Genomic DNA, 21,614 nt, shown 5'->3' with positions numbered 1-21,614 from the left:
GGTGACGAGTCACACCTTCTTGACGACGATCGAGTCCGGGACCAGCCTCTCCAGGTCGTCCACGTCCGAGGTGAAGATGGTGACCTGCCCCTTCTGCTGTCGTGCGACGACGGCGAGCATCGCGTCGATCGCGTACTTGTGACCGTGCAGGCCGGCGTCGGCCAGGAGCCGGTGGGCCTGGCGAGCCTCCTCCTTGCCGATGTCGGCGACGTTCAGCCGGGAGAGCACCCAGTCCCAGCGTTGCTCGGTGGTCCTGCCGTCGTACGCCTCGACCAGCGTCATCGGGGACGTCACCACGTCCGCTTGGCCCCGGGCCGCGAGGTCGAGCCAGGTGATCATCTTTCTGTCACCTCGTACGGCCAGGGACAGGGCTTCGCAGTCCAGTACGAAGATCCGTAGCGGCGGCTGCCCGTACTCACCGCTTCGCTTGGTCACGCGGCTTCACCCGAGCCGCGCTTACCGGTGGCGCGGCGGCGCTCATGCTCGGCGTCAAGATCTTCAAGCTCCTCGATCGCTGCCGCGCGATCCTCCTCGGTGACAGGACCGTGCTCTTCTTGCAGCCAGTTCACCAACTCCTGCAGCCGGTCCCGATCACGCTTGGCACGCAACGCCTCGGTGACGTACGCGGACAGACCCCGTTCCGCCGCGTCCGTGCGGATCTCGTCGAGGAGTTCCTCGGGGATCGTCACCGTCACTTTCTTGGTGGCCATACAAGAGACCATACTTCAGGTATAGGCGTCCTTACCAGAGGAAACGGCGGTCAGGAGAGGAGGCGTTGGGGGTGCATGCCGTCCACCAGGCCCGTGTCCGGTGGGTGGATGCTGTAGCCGAGCATGCGGCGGACCCGCCGGCTCAGCTGGCGGGCGACGTCGCGGCCCGGTGACAGGGTGAAGGCCTCGCGGGTGCGTAGCCACGGCTCGCAGTAGTGGGCCTTGACGGTCAGGCTCGGGTTCGCGCCGCGCGGGGTCGCCGGGCGGGCGTGCCAGAGGGTGCCGAGCAGGACCGTACAGGAGCCTACGGGTGGGGTCAGGGTGTGGCCGGGGCCGGTGGGGAGGCGGCTGTCGGGCCAGCGGTGGCTGCCCGGCCACACGGTGAGGGCGCTGCCGGCGTCGATCGTCCACAGAGCCGCCACCGACAGGGCGGGGCGGGGGCGGGACAGGGGATAGTGCTCGTCGTCGGGGCGCGGGTGCCGGGCGGCGGCGCCTGGGCGTACCTCGACCACTTCGAGTTGTGAGAGCAGGAAGTTGGGCAGCAACAGGCGGTCCAGCAGGGCGAGCACGTCCGGTCGGTCGATGAGCTCGTCGACGGCGCGGGTGTTGTGCAGGACGCCGAAGACCTGGCGGGTGTGCCGAGACTGGAAGGGGTCGCGCCCGGCGGGGCCGAGCAGCGGGGTGAGCTCCGCCCGGATGCGCCGGCAGCGTGCCTCCGGCAGGAGCGTGGGAAGCACCACGTAGCCGTCGCTGTGCAGGAGCGACATGGGACTTCGCGTCATGGCAGGTGCTCCTCGCGCAGCGCGGCGTCGTCGGCTCCCAGCGCGGCGATGGTGAACTTCCAGATCTCGGCGACGACCGTGTCGCGATCCGGTCTGGGGGTCTTGTCCAGAACGATGGTGAAGATGGCCCGCATGCCGCCGACCACTCCCGCCGCCAGGAGCTCGGGGTCGCGGTCGGCGGCCACGGCGCCTTCGGCCTGGCCCGCGGTGATGTGGGTGACGCCGGTGGCGATGATCTGCCGGACGCAGCGGGCCTCCATGGCGGCGACCTCGGCGTCGCCGACCATGCGGCCGAGCACCACGGGCGCCAGCGGGTCGGCGTAGACGCGGTCGACCCAGGTGACGACCTGGGTACGCCAGCGCTCCAGCCAGGTGCGGCCGTCGAAGCTCGCCAGGACGGTGTCGGCCACCAGCCGGTCGTAGAAGTCGGCGAGCAGGGCGCTCATCAGGCCGCTGCGGGTGCCGAAGTAGCGGTACGGCAGCCCGACGCTCAGCCCCGCGCGCCGGGCGACGGCCGCCACCTCGACGTCGCCGGTCTCGATGAGCTCTTCGGCGGCGGCTTCCAGCAGGCGTCTGTGGGTAGCGGCCGCACGGCGGGACAGCGATTCCATGGCATCCATATTGGTTGAGCTCAACTCAACTTGCAAACACTATCTTCTCGTCGGTGGAAAAATATGATCATGTACGCGGGCCCGCCTATACTGACGCGTCGTCTACGGGTCGTGGGGAAGTGAGTAGGCCGTGACCGTCTCGTTGCCCGCCGCCTGCAACGCCGCGGAGTCGTTGCGCTATCCGGCGGGGTCGCTGGTCATCCTCACCGGGCTGCCCGGTGCGGGCAAGACCACTTTATTGAGACGCCTGTACGCCCTGGACGGCACCGAAGCCATGCCGGTCACGGCGGGTGAGGCGACGGTGATCGACTCGATGCAGTCCCGCCTGCGCTGGGCCGGGCGGCTCGGCTGGGCCCCCAAACCGGTGCGTACCGGCGTGGTGTTCGCCACGCACCTGTGGCGTATCCGGGCAGCGGTGCGCAGCGGCCGGTCGGTGGTCGCGCACAACCGGGGCTGCGGTCCGGCCGTGCTGCGCGTCTTCGCCTGGATGGCCCGGCGTTCCGGAGCGGCTTTCCACCTGCTCTTGCTGGACGTGGCTCCCGAGGCCGCGCTCGCCGGGCAGCACGCCAGGGGCAGGGTGGTGCCCGAGCGCACGTTCGCCCGCCACCGCCGCCGCTGCCGGCGGCTGCTGGCTCGGGCCAGGGCCGGCGACCCCACCCCCGCCGCCGGCGCCCACGTCCTGGACCGCGCGAGTGCGAACGTCCTGACCAGCATCCGGTTCGTACGATGAGCACGCGCACCTCCGCCACCACCGGCATCCGGTTCACGCCATGAGCATGCGCGCGTTCGTCATCACCGGTCCCGGTCAGGGCGGCGTGGGGGGTGTCCCGTCGCCCGAGGCGCGGCCCGGTCAGGTCGTGGTGGACGTCGAGCGGGCCGGCGTGTGCGGCACCGACGCCGAGTTCTTCTCCGGCGCCATGAGCTACCTGCACACCGGCCAGGCCCGCTACCCCATCCGGATCGGCCACGAGTGGTGCGGCGTGGTCTCGGCCGTGGGTGCGGGCGTCGACCCCGTCTGGCTCGGGCAGCGCGTCACCGGCGACACCATGCTCGGCTGCGGCCACTGCGACCGCTGCGCCGGCGGGCGCCACCACCTGTGCGCCGACCGGTACGAGATCGGCATCCGCAACGGCTGGCCGGGGGCCCTGGCCGAGCGGCTGCCCGTCCCGGTCACGGCTCTGCACAAGCTGCCCGGCACCCTCGATCCCGCGCTCGGCGCGCTGGTCGAGCCGGGTGGCAACGCGCTGCGGGCGGTCCGCGCCGCCCGCCTGTCACCGGGACGGCGGCTGCTCGTGCTCGGCCCCGGTACGATCGGCCTGCTCGCCGCCATGCTGGCCGCCGCCCAGGGCGTCGAGGTGCACCTGATGGGCCGCGACGATCCCTCGCTGGCCTTCGCCCGCACCCTGGCGCTCGGCCCCACCTGGACCCGCGAGACCCTGCCCGGCCTGCGCTTCGACGCGATCATCGACGCCTCGGGCGCGACCGCGCTGCCGGCGCTGGCCGCCGAGCTCGTGGAGCCCGGCGGCACCGTGGTCTACATCGGCATCGCCGCCGCGCCCAGCCTGCTGGACACCCGCACGCTCGTGCTCAAGGACGTCACTGCCACCGGCGTCCTCAGCGCCTCGGGCGGCCTGGCCGACACCATCGACCTGTACGCCTCGGGCGCGGTCGATCCGCGCCCGCTGATCGCCGCCACCGTGACGCTGGAGGAGGTCGCACGGGTGCTCGCCGGCGACCGCCCCGCCGCGTGGGGACACGCGCCGAAGGTCCACGTCGATCCCCGAACCGGGTGATCAGAGCCGGGTGATGCGGATCGCGTCGGCGATCACGTACCCGCTGGTGGAGGTCCAGCGGCTCACGCCGACCACGTTGTAGGTGCCGGCGGCGAGGGTGAAGTCGCCGAGCGAGCGCCACTGCCCGCCGCCTGTGCGCTGGTCCACGGTGATGGTCCGGTTACCGCCGTCGGCGGCCACGATGTACGGCGCGGCGCTGTTGTAGCCGGCGTCGGCCGGATGCCAGACCTCCACCCGGTAGCCGCCCGCGCTGGGGATGCCGGCCCGGAACCACGCGGGGTCGCTCGCTGACACCGGCTCCGCGAAGCGGTAGTCGGCGCCGTGCAGTTGGCCGGAGAAGGCCGAGGTGCCCCAGCCCGAGCCGGCGGTGAAACCGGGGTCGGCGTTGTCGATGACGACGCTGAACCCGCCGCCCGACCCCGCGGGGACGGCCTTGCCGGCGCTCGGCGGGCTCTCCTGGTGGGTGCGGTTGAGCGCGGTCACGTAGTAGGTGTAGGCGGTGCCGGCCGTCGCCGAAGCGTCGGTGAAGGTGGTCTTCCTCGTGGTGGTGAGCAGGTTGCGGGCGTCGGCGAAGGTGCACGGGTCGGCGGCGGCCGGGGTGCCGGTCACCCGGTGGACGGCGTAGGAGGTCGCGCCGCCGCCCTGCCAGGCGAGCGCGACGCCGCCGGAGCCGCGGGTGGCCGAGGTGATCGCGGGGGCGGCGGGCGCGGCGGACGTGCCGCGGGCGGGCAGCAGCGCGGGCTTGGTGTAGTGGGCGTTCGCCAAGGTGGAGAAGGAGTTGATCCGGTCGGCCTTGACGTCCCTGGCGCTGAAGAAGATGTCGCCGGCCACTTCGGGGTGCCGCCTGTTGACGTACAGGTGGTCGCTGAGCTCGGCGCGGTCCTGCCAGGCGGGGTCCTGGCCGCTCGCGCCCGCGCGGTAGGCGGCCTGGCCGATGAGGAGCTGGACGCCGGTGTCCCTGGCCACGCCCGCCCACCAGGCGGTGAGCACCTCGTAGTCGGCCGGGCCGTACCCGATGTACCAGTAGAGCTGCGGTGCGATGTAGTCCACCCAGCCCTGCTTCACCCAGAGGCGGGTGTCGGCGTAGATGGCGTCGTAGGACTGCAGGCCGGAGGTGCGCGAGCCGAGCGGGTCGGTGCCGGCGTTGCGCCAGATGCCGAACGGGCTGACGCCGAAGGAGACCCAGGGCTTGGCGGTGTGGATGCGCTGGTCGAGCTCGCGTACGAGGAGGTTGACGTTCTCGCGGCGCCAGTCGTGCACGTTGGCGAAGCCGGCGCCGTGCGCGGCGTAGGCGGCGGCGTCGGGGATGGTCTGGCCGGCGGCGGGATAGGGGTAGAAGTAGTCGTCGAGGTGCACGCCGTCGAGGTCGTAGCGGGTGACGGCGTCCATGATCACGTCTTGGATGAAGTCGCGGACGACGGGCAGGCCGGGGTTGTAGTAGAGCTTGCCGTCGTAGGCGAAGCGCCAGCTCGGGTTGCGGCGAGCGGGGTGGCTCGCCTGCAGCCTGCTGGGGTCGTCGTGGTTGGCGATCCGGTACGGGTTGAACCAGGCGTGCAGTTCCAGGTTGCGCGCGTGCGCCTCGCTGACCATGAAGGCGAGCGGGTCGTAGCCGGGGTCGCCGCCCTGGGCGCCGGTCAGCCACTGCGACCACGGCTCCAGCGACGACGGCCAGAACGTGTCGGCGGTCGGCCTGACCTGCACGAACACGGCGTTCATCCGTCGCTGCACGGCCAGGTCCAGCCAGGCGCGGAGCTCCGCCTGCTGCGCGGAGGCGCTCAGGCCGGTCCGGCTCGGCCAGTCGATGTTGGCGACGCTGGAGATCCACATGCCCCGCAGTTGCCGCTTGGGCGTGGCGGGGTCGACGGTGCACCCTCCGGCCGTCGCGGGAGCGGCGGCGGGAGTGACGACGAGAGCGAACACGGCGGTGAGGGCCACGAGGACGATCCGCAGAAGCGTGGTCACGAAGAGAAGTTTCAGCGCACTTGCCACAAAGCGCAATAGTCTTCACTCGGTTCATATGAGCCCGATGGCCATCGCGCGGGCGGAAATTTTCCTTTCATGCCCTTGTAATGTCAATTATCGACATCGGTCATGGAATGCCCTTACTGTGCGACCGACACCCCTCGGTGAGGAGCACCCATGACATCCCCTCGCATGCGATTAGTCGCCCTCGTCATCGCCTCCCTCATGGTCCTCGCCGGCCAGCCCGCCCTGGCCGGCACGCAGAACCCGCTGTCGGACTCCTTCGACCGCGCCGCCGCCGCCCACGACGTCCCCCGCGACCTGCTCGTCGCCCTCGGCTACGCCGAGACCCACCTCGACGGCCACGGCGGCGAGCCCAGCGCCAGCGGCGGGTACGGCCTGATGCACCTGGTCAGCAACCCGACCAGCAAGTCCCTGGAGAAGGCCGCCGAGCTCACCGAGCTGCCGGTCGGCAAGCTGCGCGCCGACGACGCCGCCAACATCCTCGGCGCGGCCGCCGTGCTCCGCTCGCACGCCGACGCGCTCGGCCTCGACGAGACGGCCAGGAAGGACCCCGGCCGCTGGTACCAGGCCGTCGCCAAGTACGGCAACGCCACCACCCCCGAGCTGGCCCGCCTGTACGCCGACGCCGTCTACGAGAGCCTCGGTCTCGGCCTCGAAGCCCGCGGCGTGACCGTCAAGCCGCAGGAGGTCACCGCCGACCGAGGCGACCTCGCCAACGCCCGTGACCTCAACGCGCGGGCCGCCGTGGCCAGCGCCGACTACCCGCCCGCCGCCTGGGTCGCCGCCAACTCCGGCAACTACCGGGTCTCCAGCCGCGAGACCAGCTACAACATCGACCGGATCGTCATCCACGTCACCCAGGGCTCCTACGCGGGCACCATCTCCTGGTTCCAGAACCCCAGCGCCAACGTCTCCGCCCACTACGTGATCAAGTCCTCCAACGGCGCGGTCACCCAGATGGTGCGGGACAAGGACGTCGCCTGGCACGCCGGGAACTCCTCCTACAACAACCGGTCCATCGGCATCGAGCACGAGGGCTTCGTCGCCGACGCCTCGTGGTTCACCGACGCGATGTACCGCTCCTCCGCCGCGCTGGCCCGCTACATGTGCGACAAGTACGGCATCCCCAAGACCCGCACCGGCATCATCGGCCACAACCAGGTCCCCGGCGCGACCCACACCGACCCGGGCTCGCACTGGAACTGGACCACGTACATGAACTACGTGACCGGTGACGACGGCGGCACCCCCACCTGGACCACCACCGTCGACAACGCCGCCGCCGGGTTCACCGCCAGCGCCAACTGGGGCACCTCGGCCTTCTCCGGCGACCGGCACGGCGCCGACTACCGCTTCGCCGACCCGGTCGCCGCCAGCGACCCGGCCTGGTTCCAGGCGGCCATCCCCAGCGCCGGCAACTACCGGGTGGAGGTCTGGTATCCGAGCGACGCCGGCTACAACAGCTCCGCGCCGTACATCGTCGCCGCCGCCGGCGGCAACCAGACGGTGTACGTGGACCAGCGCTCGGGCGGCGGAGCCTGGCGCACCATCGGCACCTTCGCCCTCAACGCCGGCACCCAGAACGTGGTCGGCGTGAGCCGCTGGACCTCCGGCACCGGCTACGTCATCGCGGACGCCGTACGCATCTCGCGCGTCTGATCCTCAGCCCCTGAGACCCGCCCGGCTCGTCTCCCCGCCAGAGTGGACGAGCCGGGCGGGTCCAGGCGCGTTCGCACACCACAGCCGACCCGAAGCGCATGTGCGGCCCCGCTCGCCGCGCTCAGCCGGCGAACGCGTAGGCCTCCTCCGGTGACATCCGCGCACCCAGGTCGAAGGCCTCGGTGAACGCATCCTCCCCCAGGTCGCGCCGGGCCGCCGCCTCGATCCGGTCGACGTCCCCTCGCTCACCCGGCGGGAGCGGCGCGCCGGTCGAACGGCGGGCCCGGTCGGCCGCGCCGAGCAGGACCGCGGTCTTACGCGCGGCTCCCGCGAGCGCCTCGGCCCCGGCCAGTCCCTCCAGCGCGAGAGCGAGGCCACGCGGATCCCCGAACACCCGAGCCTCCTCGAACCCCTCCGCGTGCAGCCGCCTGGCCTCGGCCGCCTCCCCGCGCAGCTCGGCCACGAAGCCGAGCTCGGCCATGAGCAGGGCGGTCGCGCCGTAGTGGTCGTACTCCCGGAACCAGTCGAGCACCTCGCGCAGGTGCCGTTCGGCCTCCTCCAGCAGCCCCTGCCTGCGGGCGCCGAGAGCGAGCCCGATCTGGGCGTACCTCTCGCCGGGGGTGAACGCCTGCTCGGCGGCGAGCCGTACGGCGCGCTCGTGCAGGGCTCGGCCGCCGTCGAAGTCGCCGACGAGAAGCGCGATCCTGCCGAGCGCGGTCAGGCGGTCGGAGACCTCGCTCCACAGGCCGAGTTCCTCGGCCATCCGCAGGCCCTCGCGCAGCAGCCGGGCCGCCTCCGGGTAGTCGCCGCGGATCTCGGCGAGCACGCCCAGCGGGTAGCTGGTCTGGGAGATCCCCCAGTGGTCGCCCAGCTCGGTGAAGAGGGCGGCGCTCCGCTCGGCCCGCTCTCTCGCCGACGCCAGCTCACCTCGTGCCAGCGCGGTGTTGGCCAGCGCGCACAGCGCCGCCGCCTCCCCCCAGCGGTCGTCCAGCGCCCGGAACCCGTCCAGCGCCCGCGCCAGCAGCCCCTCGCCCAACGCCAGTTCGGCCGTGCCGTACCCGGCGTACCCGAGGAACCAGCGGGCCCGCGCCAGCCCGGACGGGTCCTCCAGCTCGCGGTAGGCGGCGAGCGCTCGCTCGATGCGTGTGCGGCGGTCATGACCGTGGCCCCGGAGCAGCTCGACGCCGACCTGCCACACCCGCGCCTCGGCCAGCAGGCCGCGGACCCCTTCCGCCTCGTCCTCCAGCGGCGGCCACGGCTCGTCGACCCGCCCGCACACGGTCTCCAGCGCCGAACGGGCCTCGTCGAGCCGCCCGCGCAGCACCCAGTACCAGGTCAGGGCGTTGACCAGGGACAGTGCCCGGCTCCTGGGGGCGTGGCGGACAGCCCGGCGCAGGTTGCCGGCCTCGGCGTCCAGGCGGCTGAGCCAGTCACTCTGACCGCGCCCGCGCAGCTCGGCCCGCTCGGCCAGGCGCACGTAATGGCGGACGTGACGGCCGCGTACGAGATCGTCCTCCCCCGCCTCGCTTAACCGCTCCCGGCAGTATTCGGCCACAGACTCCAGCAGCCGGTAGCGGGGACCGTCGGTGACCGTCACCAGCGACCGGTCCACCAGGCGTCCCAGCGCGTCCAGCACGTCGATCCCGTCGCCGCCGCAGATCTCCTCCGCGGCCTGGAGGGTGCAGCCGCCGACATGCACGGCCAGGCGTCTCAGCACCACCCGCTCCTGCTCCTCCAGCAGCTCCCAGCTCCAGTCGATCACCGCCCTGAGCGTCCGCTGCCGCGACGGCACGCCGCGCTGCCCGTTGCCGAGCAGCCGGAACCGGTCGTCCAGCCGCGCCGCGAGCTCCCGTACGCCGAGCACGCCCACCCGGGTGGCGGCCAGCTCCAGTGCCAGCGGCAGCCCGTCGAGCCGGCGGCAGATCTCCGTCACTACGGGCTCGTCCTGCGGCGCCGGCGCGAACCCGGGCGCCGTGGCGGCGGCTCGCGTCACGAACAGCCGGACGGCGGACGGAAGCGCCAGCGGGGTGACGGGGAGCACCACCTCGCCGGGGAGGCCGAGCCGTTCGCGGCTGGTGGTCAGCAGGCTCAGGCCGGGGGCCGACCGCAGCAGGTGAGCGGCCAGCTCGGCGACGTCCGCGATCAGGTGTTCACAGTTGTCCAGCACGAGCAGCAGCCGCTTGACCGCCAGGGCGGCGGCGAGCCGGTCCGGCGGGTCCAGCGGCTCGGCGGGGGTCAGCGGGCCGGGGGCGTCGTCGCGGATGTCCAGCGCCCTCATGACCAGCCCGGCGAGCGCGTCCGGACCGCCACGCGGGTCGAGGGAGGCCAGCTCGACCAGCCGGACGCCGTCGGCGAAGTCGCCGATCATTCCGGTGGCGGCCTCGACCGCGAGCCGCGTCTTGCCGACGCCGCCGGGACCGGTGAGCGTCACCAGCCGCCCGCCCGCCACCGAGGAGCGCACGCCCTTGACGTCGTCGTCCCTGCCGATGAGGTCGGTGACCTGGGCCGGGAGGTTGTCGCGCCGGGTGGTGGGGGTGAGTCCGCGGTCCTGGCGCAGGATGGCCTCGTAGAGCTCGGACAGCTCCGGGGAGGGATCGACGCCGAGCTCGGTGACCAGCCGATCGCGCAGGTCCAGATAGCCGGCCAGCGCCTCGCTCTGCCGCCCGGCGGCGTACAGGGCCCGCATGCGCACGCCGTGCAGGCGCTCGCGGAGGGGATGGCGGGTGACCAGGCCGGCCAGCTCGGCGGCCACCTCGGCATGCTCGCCGAGCGCCAGCCGGGCCAGCGCCCGCTCCTCCAGCACGAGGAGCCGCTCCTCCTCCAGGCGTGCGGCGGCGCTCCTGGCGAACGGCTCCTCCGCGAAGCCGTCGAACGCGGGACCTCGCCACAGCGCGAGCGCCTCACCGAGCAACCGGGCGCGCTCGCGCGGGTCCTCGCTCCGGCGGGCGCGCCCGGCCAGCGCCTCGAACCGGCCGGCGTCCACCGTCTCGGGCTCGGCCCGCAGCAGGTAGCCGCCCGGCTGCTTGACCACGAGCCCGGCGGCCCCCAGCGACCCGCGCAGCCGCGAGACCTTGGTGTGCAGCGCCGCCGCGGGGTTCGCCGGCAGTTCCTCTCCCCACAGGTCACCGACCAGCCGGTGGACGGGGACGGGATGCCCGGCGTGCGCGAGCAGATCGGCCAGCAGGACGCGGACCTTCGCCTCACCGATCGCGACGTCCTCCCCCTCGGCCGTCCACACCCGCAACGGGCCGAGCACCCCGAATCGCATACCGCCACGTTACCGACAGACGACCGACCGGAAACCGAGAGCCGGCCAGGGCACGCTCGCCCCCATGACGACGAACCCTACGACGAACGCTTCGCGCGCCGGGCGGAGAGAATGGGCCGGCCTGGCCGTCCTGGCGCTGCCCACCGTGCTCCTCGCCCTCGACCTGAGCGTGCTCCATCTGGCCGTCCCGCACCTCAGCGCGGCCCTGGCCCCCAGCGGCACCGAGCTGCTGTGGATCCTCGACGTGTACGGGTTCATGATCGCGGGATTCCTGGTGACCATGGGCTGGGTGGGCGACCGGATCGGCCGCCGCCGTCTGCTGATGATCGGCGCCACCGCCTTCGGCCTGGCCTCGGCGCTGGCCGCCTACTCCACCGGCCCTGGCATGTTGATCGTCTCCCGGGCGCTGCTCGGCGTGGCAGGGGCGACGCTGATGCCCTCGACGCTGGCCCTGCTCGGCACCATGTTCAAGGATCCACGGCAGCGGGCGATGGCCGTGGGCGTGTGGATGACCTCCTTCATGGGCGGCACCGCGATCGGCCCGCTGGTCGGCGGCCTGTTGCTGGAGCGCTTCTGGTGGGGGTCGGCGTTCCTGATCGGGGTGCCGGTGATGGCGCTGCTGCTTCTCGCCGCACCGCTGCTGCTCCCCGAGCAGCGTGATCCACAGCCGGGCAGCATCGACCTGGTCAGCGTGGCTCTGTCGCTGGCCGCGCTGCTGCCCGTCGTCTACGGGCTCAAGGAGCTGGCCAAGGACGGTCCACGCCCCTTGGCGCTGGCGGCCCTGGTGGCCGGAGCGCTGTTCGGCATCTGGTTCGTGCGGCGGCAGCGCACGCTGGACGTGCCCCTGGTGGACCTGCGGCTGTTCAGTGAACGCGGGTTCGCCGCGGCACTGGCGATCATGCTGCTGGCGGTGGTCACCACCGGAGGCGGGTTCCTGATGGTCGCCCAGTATCTGCAGCTCGTCGCCGGGCTCTCGGCCCTGGAAGCCGGGGTCTGGCTGCTGCCGGCCACGCTGCTGACGATCGCCGGCTCGCTGCTCGCGCCGAAGCTGGCCGGCCGGATGCCGATGGGGCACCTCATCGGGGCCGGGCTGGCGCTCGCGGCCGTCGGCTATCTGCTGCTCGCCCTGGTGGACGGCTCGCCGGCCACGGCGGTCGCGGGCATGGCGATCGCCTTCCTCGGCGTCGCGCCCATGATGGTGCTGGGCACCGACCTGGTCATGGGCTCGGCGCCGCCGGAGAAGGCCGGTGCGGCGTCGGCCCTGTCGGAGACCAGCGGCGAGCTCGGCATCGCGCTGGGGGTCGCGCTGCTGGGCAGCGTCGGCACGGCCGTCTACCGGGCGCTCGTCACCGTGCCGGACGGGGTGCCCGGCGAGGCCGCCGCCGCTGCCCGTGACACCCTGCCCGCCGCCCTGGCCACCGCCGCGGACCTGCCCGCAGACGCCGGAGCCGAGCTGCTGGAGTCGGCGCACGCCGCGTTCATCGCCGGGCTGAACGTGGTCGGGGTGGTGAGCGCCGTCATCGCGCTGGGCCTGGCCGCCCTCGCCCGCACCGCGTTCCGCGACCGCGGCACCGCCCCGATCGAGGATGGAGAGTGCCTGCGGCGGTGACGGTCCGGGCGCCCGAGGTGCGGCCCGTGCGTGGGCGGGCAGGTGGCCTTCAGCCGTTCTACCTGCGCATATGTGATTCGCCGGTCGCTCGGCCGGAAAGGACCACAGGGTGAGCGAGCCGATACTCCGGGCCGAGGGCCTGCGTAAGGGCTTCCCCGGCGTACAGGCCCTGGACGGGGTGGATCTGAGCCTGTGTCCCGGCGAGGTGCACGTACTGCTGGGTGAGAACGGCGCGGGCAAGAGCACGCTGATCAAGATGCTGTCCGGCGCCTACCGCCCTGACGAGGGCCGGGTGCTGATGGACGGCCGCCAGGTGGACATCCGCACGGCCGGGGACGCCCAGCGGCTCGGCATCTCCACCATCTACCAGGAGTTCAACCTGGTGCCCGAGCTGAGCGTGGCGGAGAACCTGTCGCTGGGCCGGCCGCCGCGCAGGTTCGGGCTGATCGACAAGGGCGCCATGGTCCGGCAGGCGCGAGAGCTCCTGGCCCGGGTGGAGGTGGACGTCGATCCGCGCACGCCGGTCGCCAGGCTGGGCATCGCCCGGATGCAGATGGTGGAGATCGCCAAGGCGCTGGCGCTGAACGCCCGGGTGCTGATCATGGACGAGCCGACGGCGGTGCTCACCACCAGCGAGGTCGACAAGCTCTTCGTCCTCGTCCGGCAGCTCCGGGACGAGGGCGTGGCGGTCGCGTTCATCACCCATCACCTGGAGGAGATCGCCGCGATCGGCGACCGGGTGACGGTGCTGCGCGACGGCCGTTCGGTGGCCGAGGTGCCGGCCGACACCGCCCAGGACGAGCTGGTACGGCTCATGGTCGGCCGCCCGATCGACCAGCAGTTCCCGCGCCGCCCGGCCGAGCTGGGCGAGCCCCTGCTCAAGGTGACCGGGCTGAGCCGCAGGGGCGCGTTCGACGACGTCTCGTTCGAGGTGCGCGCCGGTGAGGTGGTGGGCATCTCCGGGCTGGTGGGCGCGGGCCGCACCGAGGTGGCCAGGGCGGTCTTCGGCGCCGACCGCTACGACTCGGGTGAGGTCACCGTACGGGGGCGTCGGCTGCCGCCGCACGACGTGCACGCCGCCATGGAGGCGGGGCTCGGGCTGGTGCCGGAGGACCGCAAGGGGCAGGGCCTGGTGCTGACCGCCGACATCGGCGAGAACCTGGGCCTGGTCACCCTGCGCGACGCCACCCGCGCCGGTTTCGTGGACCGCAAGGGGCAGCGCACGGCGGCGACGAAGGTGGCCGATCAGCTCGCCATCCGGATGACGGGCCTGAACCAGGAGGTCCGCACCCTGTCCGGCGGCAACCAGCAGAAGGTGGTCATCGGCAAGTGGCTGGTCGCCGACGCGCACGTGCTCATTCTGGACGAGCCGACCCGCGGCATCGACGTGGGGGCGAAGGTCGAGATCTACCAGCTCGTCAACGAGCTCACCGACTCCGGGCGCGCGGTGCTGATGATCTCCAGCGATCTGCCGGAGATCCTCGGGATGAGCGATCGGATCCTGGTCATGGCGCGGGGCCGGCTCGTCGGCGAACTGGCCGCGGGCGAGGCCACGCAGGACGACGTGATGGCGCTGGCGGTCACCGAAGTGGAGGGCAGTCGTGCCCGGTAACGTGCTCGCCCGCCGCTCCCCGGCGGCCGCCTGGCTCGCCGAGAACGGCGCGGTGGCCGCGCTCGTCGTGCTGGTGGTGGCGCTGTCGCTGCTGTCGTCGGACTTCCTCAGCCTGACCAACCTGCTCAACGTGGGGGTGCAGGCGGCCGTCACCGCGATCCTCGCCTTCGGCTCGACGTTCGTCATCGTCACCGGCGGCATCGACCTGTCGGTCGGCTCGGTCGCGGCGCTCTCGGCGATCACCCTGGCCTGGACGGCCACGGACGCGGGGGTGGCCTGGCCGGTGGCCGTGGTGGTGTCGCTGGCGGTCGGCGTGATGGCCGGGCTGGTCAACGCCTCGCTCATCGCGTACGGGAAGCTGCCGCCGTTCATCGCCACGCTGGCCATGCTCGGCATCGCCCGCGGCCTGGCACTGGTCATCTCGCAGGGCAGCCCGATCGCGATGCCGGAAGCCGTGTCCGCCCTGGGCGGCAACCTCGGCCGCTACCTGCCGATCCCGGTGATCGTGATGGTGGTGATGGGCGTCATCGCCGCGGTGATACTCAACCGCACGTACACGGGTCGCGCCATGTACGCGATCGGCGGCAACGAGGAGGCGGCCCGGCTGTCCGGCATCAAGGTCGACCGGCAGCTGCTCATCACCTACGGGCTGTCGGGCGCCTTCGCCGCGGTCGCCGGCATCGTGCTGGCCAGCCGCCTGGCCTCCGCCCAGCCGCAGGCCGCCGCGGGCTACGAGCTCGACGCGATCGCGGCCGTGGTGATCGGCGGCGCGAGCCTGTCGGGCGGCAAGGGCAAGGCGCTCGGCACGTTCGTCGGCGCGCTCATCCTGGCCGTGCTGCGCAACGGGCTCAACCTGCTCTCCGTATCGGCTTTCTGGCAGCAGGTCGTGATCGGCGCGGTGATCGCGCTGGCGGTCCTGGTCGACACCCTGCGCCGCAGGGGAACGTACTAGAAGGGGATGATCATCATGCGGACGCCCGCGATCGTCGTGGCAGGAGTGGCGCTGGCGCTGGGCCTGGCCGGGTGCGGCTCGGAGGGTGGCTCGTCCGGCGGCGGGGAGCAGGCAGGCGTGAAGATCGGGATGTCGGTCTCCACGCTGAACAACCCGTTCTTCGTGCAGTTGCGCGACGGGGCGCAGGCGCAGGCCGCCAAGCTCGGCGCGGCGCTCACCGTCACCGACGCCCAGAACGACGCCTCCCAGCAGGTGAACCAGGTGCAGAACTTCACCAGCCAGGGCATGAAAGCGATCATCATCAACCCGGTCGACTCCAACGCGGCGGCGCCGGCCGTCACCCTGGCGGACCGTGCCGGCATCCCGGTGATCGCCGCCGACCGTGGCGTCACCGGCGCCCAGGTGGCCCAGACCGTGGCCTCCGACAACGTCGCCGGCGGCAAGCTGGCCGCCGAGGAGCTGGCCGTGCAGCTGGGCGACAAGGGCCAGGTCATCGTCCTGCAGGGCACGCCGGGCACCTCGGCGTCCCGCGACCGTGGTCAGGGCTTCGAGCAGGGCATCAAGGCCTTCCCTGGCATCAAGGTGGTGGCCAGGCAGCCGGCCGACTTCGACCGCACCAAGGGCCTGGACGTGATGACGAACCTGCTGCAGTCCCATCCGGACGTCACCGGCGTCTTCGCCGAGAACGACGAGATGGCGCTCGGCGCGATCAAGGCGCTCGGCGACCGGGCGGGGCAGCAGGTCAAGGTAGTCGGCTTCGACGGCACCCCGGACGGCCTGACCGCGATCCAGAACGGCACCCTGGCCGCCTCCATCGCCCAGCAGCCCAGGCTGCTCGGTCAGCAGGCCGTGGACGCGGCGGTGAAGGCGGCCGGCGGCGCGACCCTGGAGAAGACGATGGCCGTGCCGGTGAAGGTGGCGACCAAGGAGAACGTCGCAGAGTTCCTGACGTCCTAGTTCCTTGACGTCCTAGTTCCTTGACGTCCTGGTTCCTTGACGTCCTGGTTCCTTGACGTCCTGGTTCCCTGACGTCCTAGGTGCGGCGCCAGCGGGACTCGCCGAAGCAGTAGCCGGCGAACAGCATCAGCCCCACCGCCACCGCCACCAGCAGCCACGGGCCCGCCGGGGTCTCGGCGAACGCGTGCAGCGTCGCGTCGATGCCACCGGCCTTGTCCTTGTCGTGCGTGATCGCCGCCTGGACGATGAAGATCCCGGCGAGGCCCGCGATGGCGCCCCGGGCCGCATAGCCGGCCAGGCCGAGCTTCTCCATCACCGAGCGGGCCCGCGCGGACATCTGCCCGAGGTTGAGCTCCTCGCGGAACTTCTTGGCGACGCCCTGCCACACCCAGTAGACGCCCAGCGCGATGACGCCCAGGCCGACCGCGCCCACGATCCACTGCCCGGCGGGCAGGTCGAGCAGCTTGCCGGTGATGTCCTGGGACTTCTCGTCCTCGGAGGCGGCCCGGCCGGCCAGCAGCACGCTCAGCAACGTGCTGAAGATCAGCACGTACACGGCGGACCTGCCGGCCGCCTCGACCCGGTCGAAGGCCTTCTGGTGGCTGAAGATCGCCTCGGAGGCCTGCCACAACGCCAGCGCGGCGAAGCCCGCGACCATCACCCACAGCAGCACGGCCCCGAACGGCAGCTCGGCCACCGTGGTGATCGCGCCGCCCTTGTCCGCCTGCTCCCCCGCGCCGCCGCCGAGGGCGATCTGGATCGCCAGCACGCCGATCAGCGCGTACAGCACGCCTCGGCAGGCCAGTCCTACGCGGGCCAGCCGGTCGAGCATCGGGTGGTCGGCCGCCCGCCGCGCCGCGGCTCTCGCGCTCTGCGCAGTACTCACCGGTCCTCCAAAGGGGTCGAGGGGAAAACCTTCTGTGCCCGGATTCGGGACGGATAGGCACGGCCGATCAGCGGACGAGTCATGGGCGTACGCAGAGATGACTGTGGGTAATCATGCGCGTACGTCTGGCGTATGAGAGGGAACCACGTGACGATCAAGAAGCCGTCGGACCGCGAGCAGCCGACCTCGCCGGTGGCTCCGGCCCGCAGCGACCGGACCGGAACGGTGATCGTCAACTGGCTGACGTCCACCGATCACAAGGTCATCGGCTACCTCTATCTGATCACCTCCTTCTCGTTCTTCCTCGTGGCCGGGCTGATGGCCATGGTCATCCGGGCGGAGCTGTGGCAGCCGGGCATGCAGGTGGTCAACCCGCAGCAGTACAACCAGCTGTTCACCATGCACGGCGCGGTCATGCTGCTGCTGTTCGCGACACCGCTGTTCGCCGGGTTCGCCAACGTGATCATGCCCCTGCAGATCGGCTCGCCCGACGTCGCCTTCCCCCGGCTCAACATGGTCAGCTACTGGCTGTTCCTGTTCGGCGGGCTGATGGCGGTGAGCGGGTTCTTCGTCAGCGGCGGCGCCGCCGACTACGGCTGGACCGCCTACACCCCGCTGTCCCACTCCACCTACAGCCCACAGGTGGGCGGCGACCTGTGGATCATGGGACTGGTGCTGTCCGGGCTGGGCACCATCCTGGGCTCGGTCAACTTCTTCACCACGATCGTGTGCATGCGGGCGCCCGGCATGACCATGTTCCGGATGCCGATCTTCACCTGGAACGTGCTGCTGACCAGCATGCTCGTGCTGATGGCCTTTCCGGTGCTGGCCGCCGCGCTGCTGGCGCTGATGGCCGACCGCAAGTTCGGCACCCATGTCTTCGACGCCACCAACGGCGGGCCGATGCTGTGGCAGCACCTGTTCTGGTTCTTCGGCCACCCCGAGGTCTACATCATCGCGCTGCCGTTCTTCGGGATCGTCACCGAGGTGTTCCCGGTCTTCAGCCGTAAACCGATCTTCGGCTACATCGGCCTGGTGGGGGCCACGATCGCGATCGCCGGGCTGTCGATGACCGTCTGGGCGCACCACATGTTCCCCACCGGGCAGGTGCTGCTGCCGTTCTTCTCGTTCATGACGTTCCTCATCGCGGTGCCCACGGGGGTGAAGTTCTTCAACTGGGTCGGCACGATGTGGCGCGGCCATCTGAGCTTCGAGACGCCGATGCTGTTCGCGATCGGTTTCCTCATCACGTTCCTGCTGGGCGGGCTGACCGGGGTGATCCTCGGCTCGCCGCCGCTGGACTTCCACGTCACCGACACCTACTTCGTGGTCGCGCACTTCCACTACGTGGTCTTCGGCACCGTGGTGTTCGCGATGTTCGCCGGCTTCTACTTCTGGTGGCCGAAGATGACCGGCCGGATGCTCGACGACCGCTGGGGAAAGGTCCACTTCTGGATGCTGTTCGTCGGCTTCCACACCACGTTCCTGGTCCAGCACTGGCTCGGCATGCTGGGCTTCCCCCGCCGCTACGCCGACTACAGCGTCAGCGACGGCTTCACCACGCTCAACCAGATCTCGTCCGTGGGGGCGTTCCTGCTCGGCGCCTCCACGCTGCCGTTCCTCTACAACGTGTGGAGGACGGCCAGGAAGGCGCCCAAGGTGACGGTGGACGACCCGTGGGGGTTCGGCGGGTCACTCGAATGGGCGACCTCCTGCCCGCCGCCCCGGCACAACTTCTCCTTCATGCCGACGATCCGGTCCGAACGGCCGGCCTTCGACCTGCATCACCCGCACATGTCGCACCGGCGCGAAGAGATCGAGCCCTGACCGCATACTTTCGTCACTCGACCGCCTACGCAGGTCCGATCCGGATCAGGACCCCGCCGTCTAGCGTTTCGGTCATGCGCAAAGCCATCCAGTTCGCAGGCGTGGTCCTGGCTCTCCAGGGGTTCAGCGGGGCCATCGACCGTGTGTTCGTCCAGCCCGTCATGGGGATCGTCCTGAACTTCTTCAACCGGGTGATCATCCCGAGGGTGGACCTCCTGACCGGCTACGAGCTCTTCGCGAACCTGGCACTGGCGGCCCTGGGGGTGGTGCTGATCATCGCGGCGGAGCGGGCGCCCCGGTGACGCTCACACGGGCTGCCGGGGCGAGACGTCCAGGTGGTCGTGCAGGACGATCGGCGCCGACAGCATGGTGTGCCGCTCGCCCGCTCGCCCGACCAGCACCGGCCAGGTGCCGATGTTGCGGCAGCCCTCCGCCAGCGGGCGCAGCTTCTCAGGCGGGTCCAGAAGCGAGACGAACCGCCCGCCACGGGTGTGCACCACGCTGTGCGCGGAGACCAGCGTGTGCTTCCACACCTCCGCCCGCGCCGCACCCCGGCACGCGGTGGTGTTCGCCACCCGGACGGTGAGCCGGAAGAGCCGGGCACGCAGCGGCTCGGCGCGGACCTCGACCCGGCCGCGCAGCTCCTCCCAGCCGCGCAGCACGGCCCCGGCCGGGCCGTCCGCGCCGATCAGCCACATGGCCTCCTGGTCCGCCGGTACGTCGATCTCCATCACCCGCGGCGCGCCGGCCAGCCGGCCGAGCTCCAGCCCCGACACCGCCTCCTCACGCTCCCGGGCCTCCTGGCCCGCGCGGTGCCGGGTGCCGTCGACGCTCAGCTCCGCCACCGGCTCCAGCTCGCCGCCGCGGGCGCGGGCCACCTCCCGGGTGATGACGTGCAGGAAACGTACGTGCACGTCCACGGTGTCGGCCGGACCGGCCTCGACCAGGCACTGGGTCTGCATCTGCCATGGACCGCCGGCGTGCGCGCCGCCGGCGGCCGGAGGGTGGAGGCCCCCGGGCGCCCACGGGTGCCGGTCCGGCGGCCAGGGCAGATGGCGTTCGTACAGCACGGCCTGCGCGATCCGCCGTACATGATCCATTTTGCGCCTGCCAGATCGTGTCCGAATGATTACTCTTCGTGACTTACCCGGACGGTCACCCATGAACCACTCAGGTCACGGGGACAATCCTGGCCTCGACGAGCACGCCGCGCTCGACGGTCAGCACCCCCACGGTGCCGTGCGGCTGACGGCGGCGGTCGGTCGGCGAGCCCGGATTGAAGATGCGCAACCCGTCGGCGGACTCGTCCAGCGGGATGTGCGAATGCCCGAACACCACCAGGTCCGCCTCGGGGAAGCGGCGGCGCATCCGGGCCGGCCTGCCCTTGGCCTGGCCGCTGTCGTGGATCATCGCCACCCGCAGGCCGTCCAGGGTCAGCTCCAGGGTCTCGGGCGCCGCCACGTCCGGCCCGTCGTTGTTGCCCTTGACCACGTGGACCGGCGCGTACTCGGCCAGCTCGCCGAGCACGGACGCCACGCACACGTCACCGGCGTGCAGAATGACGTCGGCGCCCCTGAGCTGCTTGGCCACCCGAGGCGGGCAGGACTTCCAGTACCGGGGAGCATGCGTGTCCGACAGCGCCACCACTCTCACCCCAGCATCACTACCCACCCATGAAGCCGGGGCGCTGGGAGCGTCCATCGCGTTCCCGGCCCGCTCGGACGCGCAGCCCGTTCGGACCGAGACCTTACGTGCTGATGACGGACCCTGGTGGCGTCGCTCGCCCCCTGTGCCGCTTAGGCTCCACTGAGCAAGGTCAGGATCGAACCGAACGGCGGCACGCGTGAGCATCACGGTCGAGGCTGGTCAGGAGGCGGACGGCGGGAAGGTCGCGCCACGACGCCGCAGGCACTGGCTGTCCTGGCTGATCGTCGTCTTCCTGGCGGGCTGGGCGGTCGTCCGGGTCACCGGGGCCGAGAGTGGATCGTTCCTCACCCAGTTGATGACGCTCACCCCGTACAGCCCTGTGCCGGCGTTGATCGTCGCCGTCGCGCTGGTCCGGCGCGACCGCCGGGCCGCGATCGTGGCCCTGGCGGCCTGCGTGACGCTGGCGGCCACCGTGCTGCCCAGGGCGTTCGCGGCGGGCGAGCCGGCCACCGGCGGCACGTCGTTCAAGGTGCTGACCATCAACCTGTTCGGGCGCGCGGACGCGCGGGCCGTGGTCGAGCTGGTGCGGCGGCTGCAGCCGGACGTGTTCAGCGCGCTGGAGCTCACCTACGCGCAGGTCGCCGCGCTGGACGCGGCCGGACTGCCCGCGCTGCTGCCGCACCGCGTGCTGCTCGACGAGCGCGGCGCCTCCGGCAGCGGCCTGTACGGCAGGCACCCGCTCAGGGAGCTGCACGGCCTCTTCACGCCCATCGGGCACAACATGCCGGCCGCCGAGGTGTCGCTGCCGTCCGGGGTCAAGGTGGAGGTGGTCGCCGTCCACCCCAACCCGCCGCTGGGCAGGATGGTCGAGGAATGGAACGCTTCACTGGCCGCCCTCCCGCCGCCCACGACGGGCCCGATCCGGGTGCTGGCCGGCGACTTCAACGCCAGTCTCGACCACCGGGCCATGCGCGACCTGCTGGCCAAGGGCTATCACGACGCCGCCCGCCAGGTGGGCCAGGCGCTGACCCCGACCTGGCCGAACGTACGCGTCATGCCGCCGTTCATCACCATCGACCACGTCCTGGCCGACCGGCGGGCCGGCGTGCGCGCCGTCGAGGTGCTGGACGTGCCGGGCACCGACCATCGAGGGGTCTTCGCCGAGCTGCGCCTGCCCTCATGAGCGCGGGCCGCGCTTTTAAGGACAGGCGCCGGCGCGGTGGCTCGATTACCATCGCAGACATGACCTGGCGACATTGATGCATCACCAGAGGCCGACGCGGGGCACGCGGGCCTCCGAGGCGACAGGCGCTCG

General features: G+C 71.7%; 19 protein-coding genes. 10 read left to right on the top strand and 9 right to left on the bottom strand.

All coding sequences use genetic code 11. The features are described from left to right. Window positions 1-9: 9 nt before the first annotated feature. The 4 genes from IEY87_RS08260 to IEY87_RS08245 are packed head-to-tail and all read right to left on the bottom strand — an operon-like array spanning window position 10 to window position 2,103. Entirely contained in the window at window positions 10-435 is a 426-nt protein-coding gene (locus IEY87_RS08260; protein ID WP_189137875.1) for a type II toxin-antitoxin system VapC family toxin, read from the bottom strand. Next, window positions 432-710 (bottom strand): CopG family transcriptional regulator, encoded by a 279-nt coding sequence (locus tag IEY87_RS08255; RefSeq protein ID WP_189137874.1) that lies wholly within the window; start codon window positions 708-710, stop codon window positions 432-434. Before IEY87_RS08255 ends, IEY87_RS08260 begins: the two co-directional genes overlap by 4 nt. A gap of 50 nt (window positions 711-760) precedes the next feature. Further along, window positions 761-1,492, bottom strand: coding sequence for a phytanoyl-CoA dioxygenase family protein (locus tag IEY87_RS08250; RefSeq protein WP_189137873.1), 732 nt, complete (start codon window positions 1,490-1,492; stop codon window positions 761-763). Beyond that, the gene (locus tag IEY87_RS08245; protein WP_189137872.1) at window positions 1,489-2,103 is read right to left on the bottom strand and encodes a TetR/AcrR family transcriptional regulator; all 615 of its coding nucleotides are present in this window, start codon (window positions 2,101-2,103) and stop codon (window positions 1,489-1,491) included. Before IEY87_RS08245 ends, IEY87_RS08250 begins: the two co-directional genes overlap by 4 nt. Before the next feature lie 130 nt (window positions 2,104-2,233). Between IEY87_RS08245 and IEY87_RS08240 the strand changes: the two genes are divergently transcribed. Further along, window positions 2,234-2,833: an AAA family ATPase gene (locus IEY87_RS08240; protein ID WP_225277695.1), complete on the top strand. Its 600-nt coding sequence runs from the start codon at window positions 2,234-2,236 to the stop codon at window positions 2,831-2,833. Between the two features lie 40 nt (window positions 2,834-2,873). Beyond that, entirely contained in the window at window positions 2,874-3,896 is a 1,023-nt protein-coding gene (locus IEY87_RS08235; protein ID WP_225277694.1) for a zinc-dependent alcohol dehydrogenase, read from the top strand. Here IEY87_RS08235 and IEY87_RS08230 read toward each other — a convergent pair whose 3' ends face one another. Further along, entirely contained in the window at window positions 3,897-5,858 is a 1,962-nt protein-coding gene (locus IEY87_RS08230; RefSeq protein WP_225277693.1) for a family 10 glycosylhydrolase, read from the bottom strand. It abuts the gene before it with no gap. Window positions 5,859-6,035: 177 nt separating this feature from the next. On the opposite strand from IEY87_RS08230, the gene IEY87_RS08225 reads away from it, so the two are divergent. Continuing rightward, on the top strand, window positions 6,036-7,541 hold the full coding sequence (locus IEY87_RS08225) for a golvesin C-terminal-like domain-containing protein (RefSeq protein ID WP_189137871.1): 1,506 nt from the start codon (window positions 6,036-6,038) through the stop codon (window positions 7,539-7,541). 121 nt (window positions 7,542-7,662) lie between these two features. Here the strand turns inward: IEY87_RS08225 and IEY87_RS08220 are convergent, their stop codons facing one another. After that, window positions 7,663-10,809, bottom strand: coding sequence for an ATP-binding protein (locus IEY87_RS08220; protein WP_189137870.1), 3,147 nt, complete (start codon window positions 10,807-10,809; stop codon window positions 7,663-7,665). Between the two features lie 64 nt (window positions 10,810-10,873). On the opposite strand from IEY87_RS08220, the gene IEY87_RS08215 reads away from it, so the two are divergent. From IEY87_RS08215 to IEY87_RS46965, 4 genes are all read left to right on the top strand, one after another. Beyond that, complete coding sequence (locus IEY87_RS08215) at window positions 10,874-12,418, top strand: MFS transporter (RefSeq protein ID WP_189137869.1); 1,545 nt, start codon at window positions 10,874-10,876, stop codon at window positions 12,416-12,418. Window positions 12,419-12,527: 109 nt separating this feature from the next. Then, complete coding sequence (locus tag IEY87_RS08210) at window positions 12,528-14,030, top strand: sugar ABC transporter ATP-binding protein (protein WP_189137868.1); 1,503 nt, start codon at window positions 12,528-12,530, stop codon at window positions 14,028-14,030. Next, window positions 14,020-14,982: an ABC transporter permease gene (locus IEY87_RS46970; RefSeq protein WP_308112989.1), complete on the top strand. Its 963-nt coding sequence runs from the start codon at window positions 14,020-14,022 to the stop codon at window positions 14,980-14,982. Before IEY87_RS08210 ends, IEY87_RS46970 begins: the two co-directional genes overlap by 11 nt. A 6-nt stretch (window positions 14,983-14,988) precedes the next feature. Next, complete coding sequence (locus IEY87_RS46965; protein ID WP_308112988.1) at window positions 14,989-15,939, top strand: D-ribose ABC transporter substrate-binding protein; 951 nt, start codon at window positions 14,989-14,991, stop codon at window positions 15,937-15,939. Window positions 15,940-16,015: 76 nt separating this feature from the next. Here IEY87_RS46965 and IEY87_RS08200 read toward each other — a convergent pair whose 3' ends face one another. Next, a complete protein-coding gene (locus IEY87_RS08200; RefSeq protein ID WP_225277692.1) occupies window positions 16,016-16,825 on the bottom strand; it encodes a DUF1206 domain-containing protein in 810 nt (269 codons plus the stop codon). Window positions 16,826-17,017: 192 nt separating this feature from the next. Between IEY87_RS08200 and ctaD the strand changes: the two genes are divergently transcribed. Both ctaD and IEY87_RS08190 read left to right on the top strand, forming a co-directional pair. After that, window positions 17,018-18,652 carry an aa3-type cytochrome oxidase subunit I gene (gene ctaD, locus IEY87_RS08195; protein WP_225277728.1) on the top strand — a complete coding sequence of 545 codons (1,635 nt, stop codon included), beginning with the start codon at window positions 17,018-17,020 and terminating at the stop codon, window positions 18,650-18,652. A gap of 74 nt (window positions 18,653-18,726) precedes the next feature. Then, the gene (locus IEY87_RS08190; protein WP_189137866.1) at window positions 18,727-18,954 is read left to right on the top strand and encodes a hypothetical protein; all 228 of its coding nucleotides are present in this window, start codon (window positions 18,727-18,729) and stop codon (window positions 18,952-18,954) included. Between the two features lie 3 nt (window positions 18,955-18,957). Here the strand turns inward: IEY87_RS08190 and IEY87_RS08185 are convergent, their stop codons facing one another. Then, a complete protein-coding gene (locus IEY87_RS08185) occupies window positions 18,958-19,752 on the bottom strand; it encodes a hypothetical protein (protein WP_189137865.1) in 795 nt (264 codons plus the stop codon). A gap of 70 nt (window positions 19,753-19,822) precedes the next feature. Continuing rightward, complete coding sequence (locus IEY87_RS08180) at window positions 19,823-20,305, bottom strand: metallophosphoesterase family protein (protein WP_189137864.1); 483 nt, start codon at window positions 20,303-20,305, stop codon at window positions 19,823-19,825. Window positions 20,306-20,495: 190 nt separating this feature from the next. Here IEY87_RS08180 and IEY87_RS08175 point away from each other — a divergent pair, with 190 nt between their 5' ends. Further along, the gene (locus tag IEY87_RS08175; protein ID WP_189137863.1) at window positions 20,496-21,482 is read left to right on the top strand and encodes an endonuclease/exonuclease/phosphatase family protein; all 987 of its coding nucleotides are present in this window, start codon (window positions 20,496-20,498) and stop codon (window positions 21,480-21,482) included. Window positions 21,483-21,614 lie beyond the last annotated feature (132 nt).

It is taken from the genome of Nonomuraea glycinis, from assembly GCF_014646515.1.
Lineage (GTDB): Bacteria > Actinomycetota > Actinomycetes > Streptosporangiales > Streptosporangiaceae > Nonomuraea > Nonomuraea glycinis.
The sequence above is the reverse complement of the archived record's forward strand: the minus strand, read 5'-3'. Positions and strand labels throughout refer to the sequence as shown.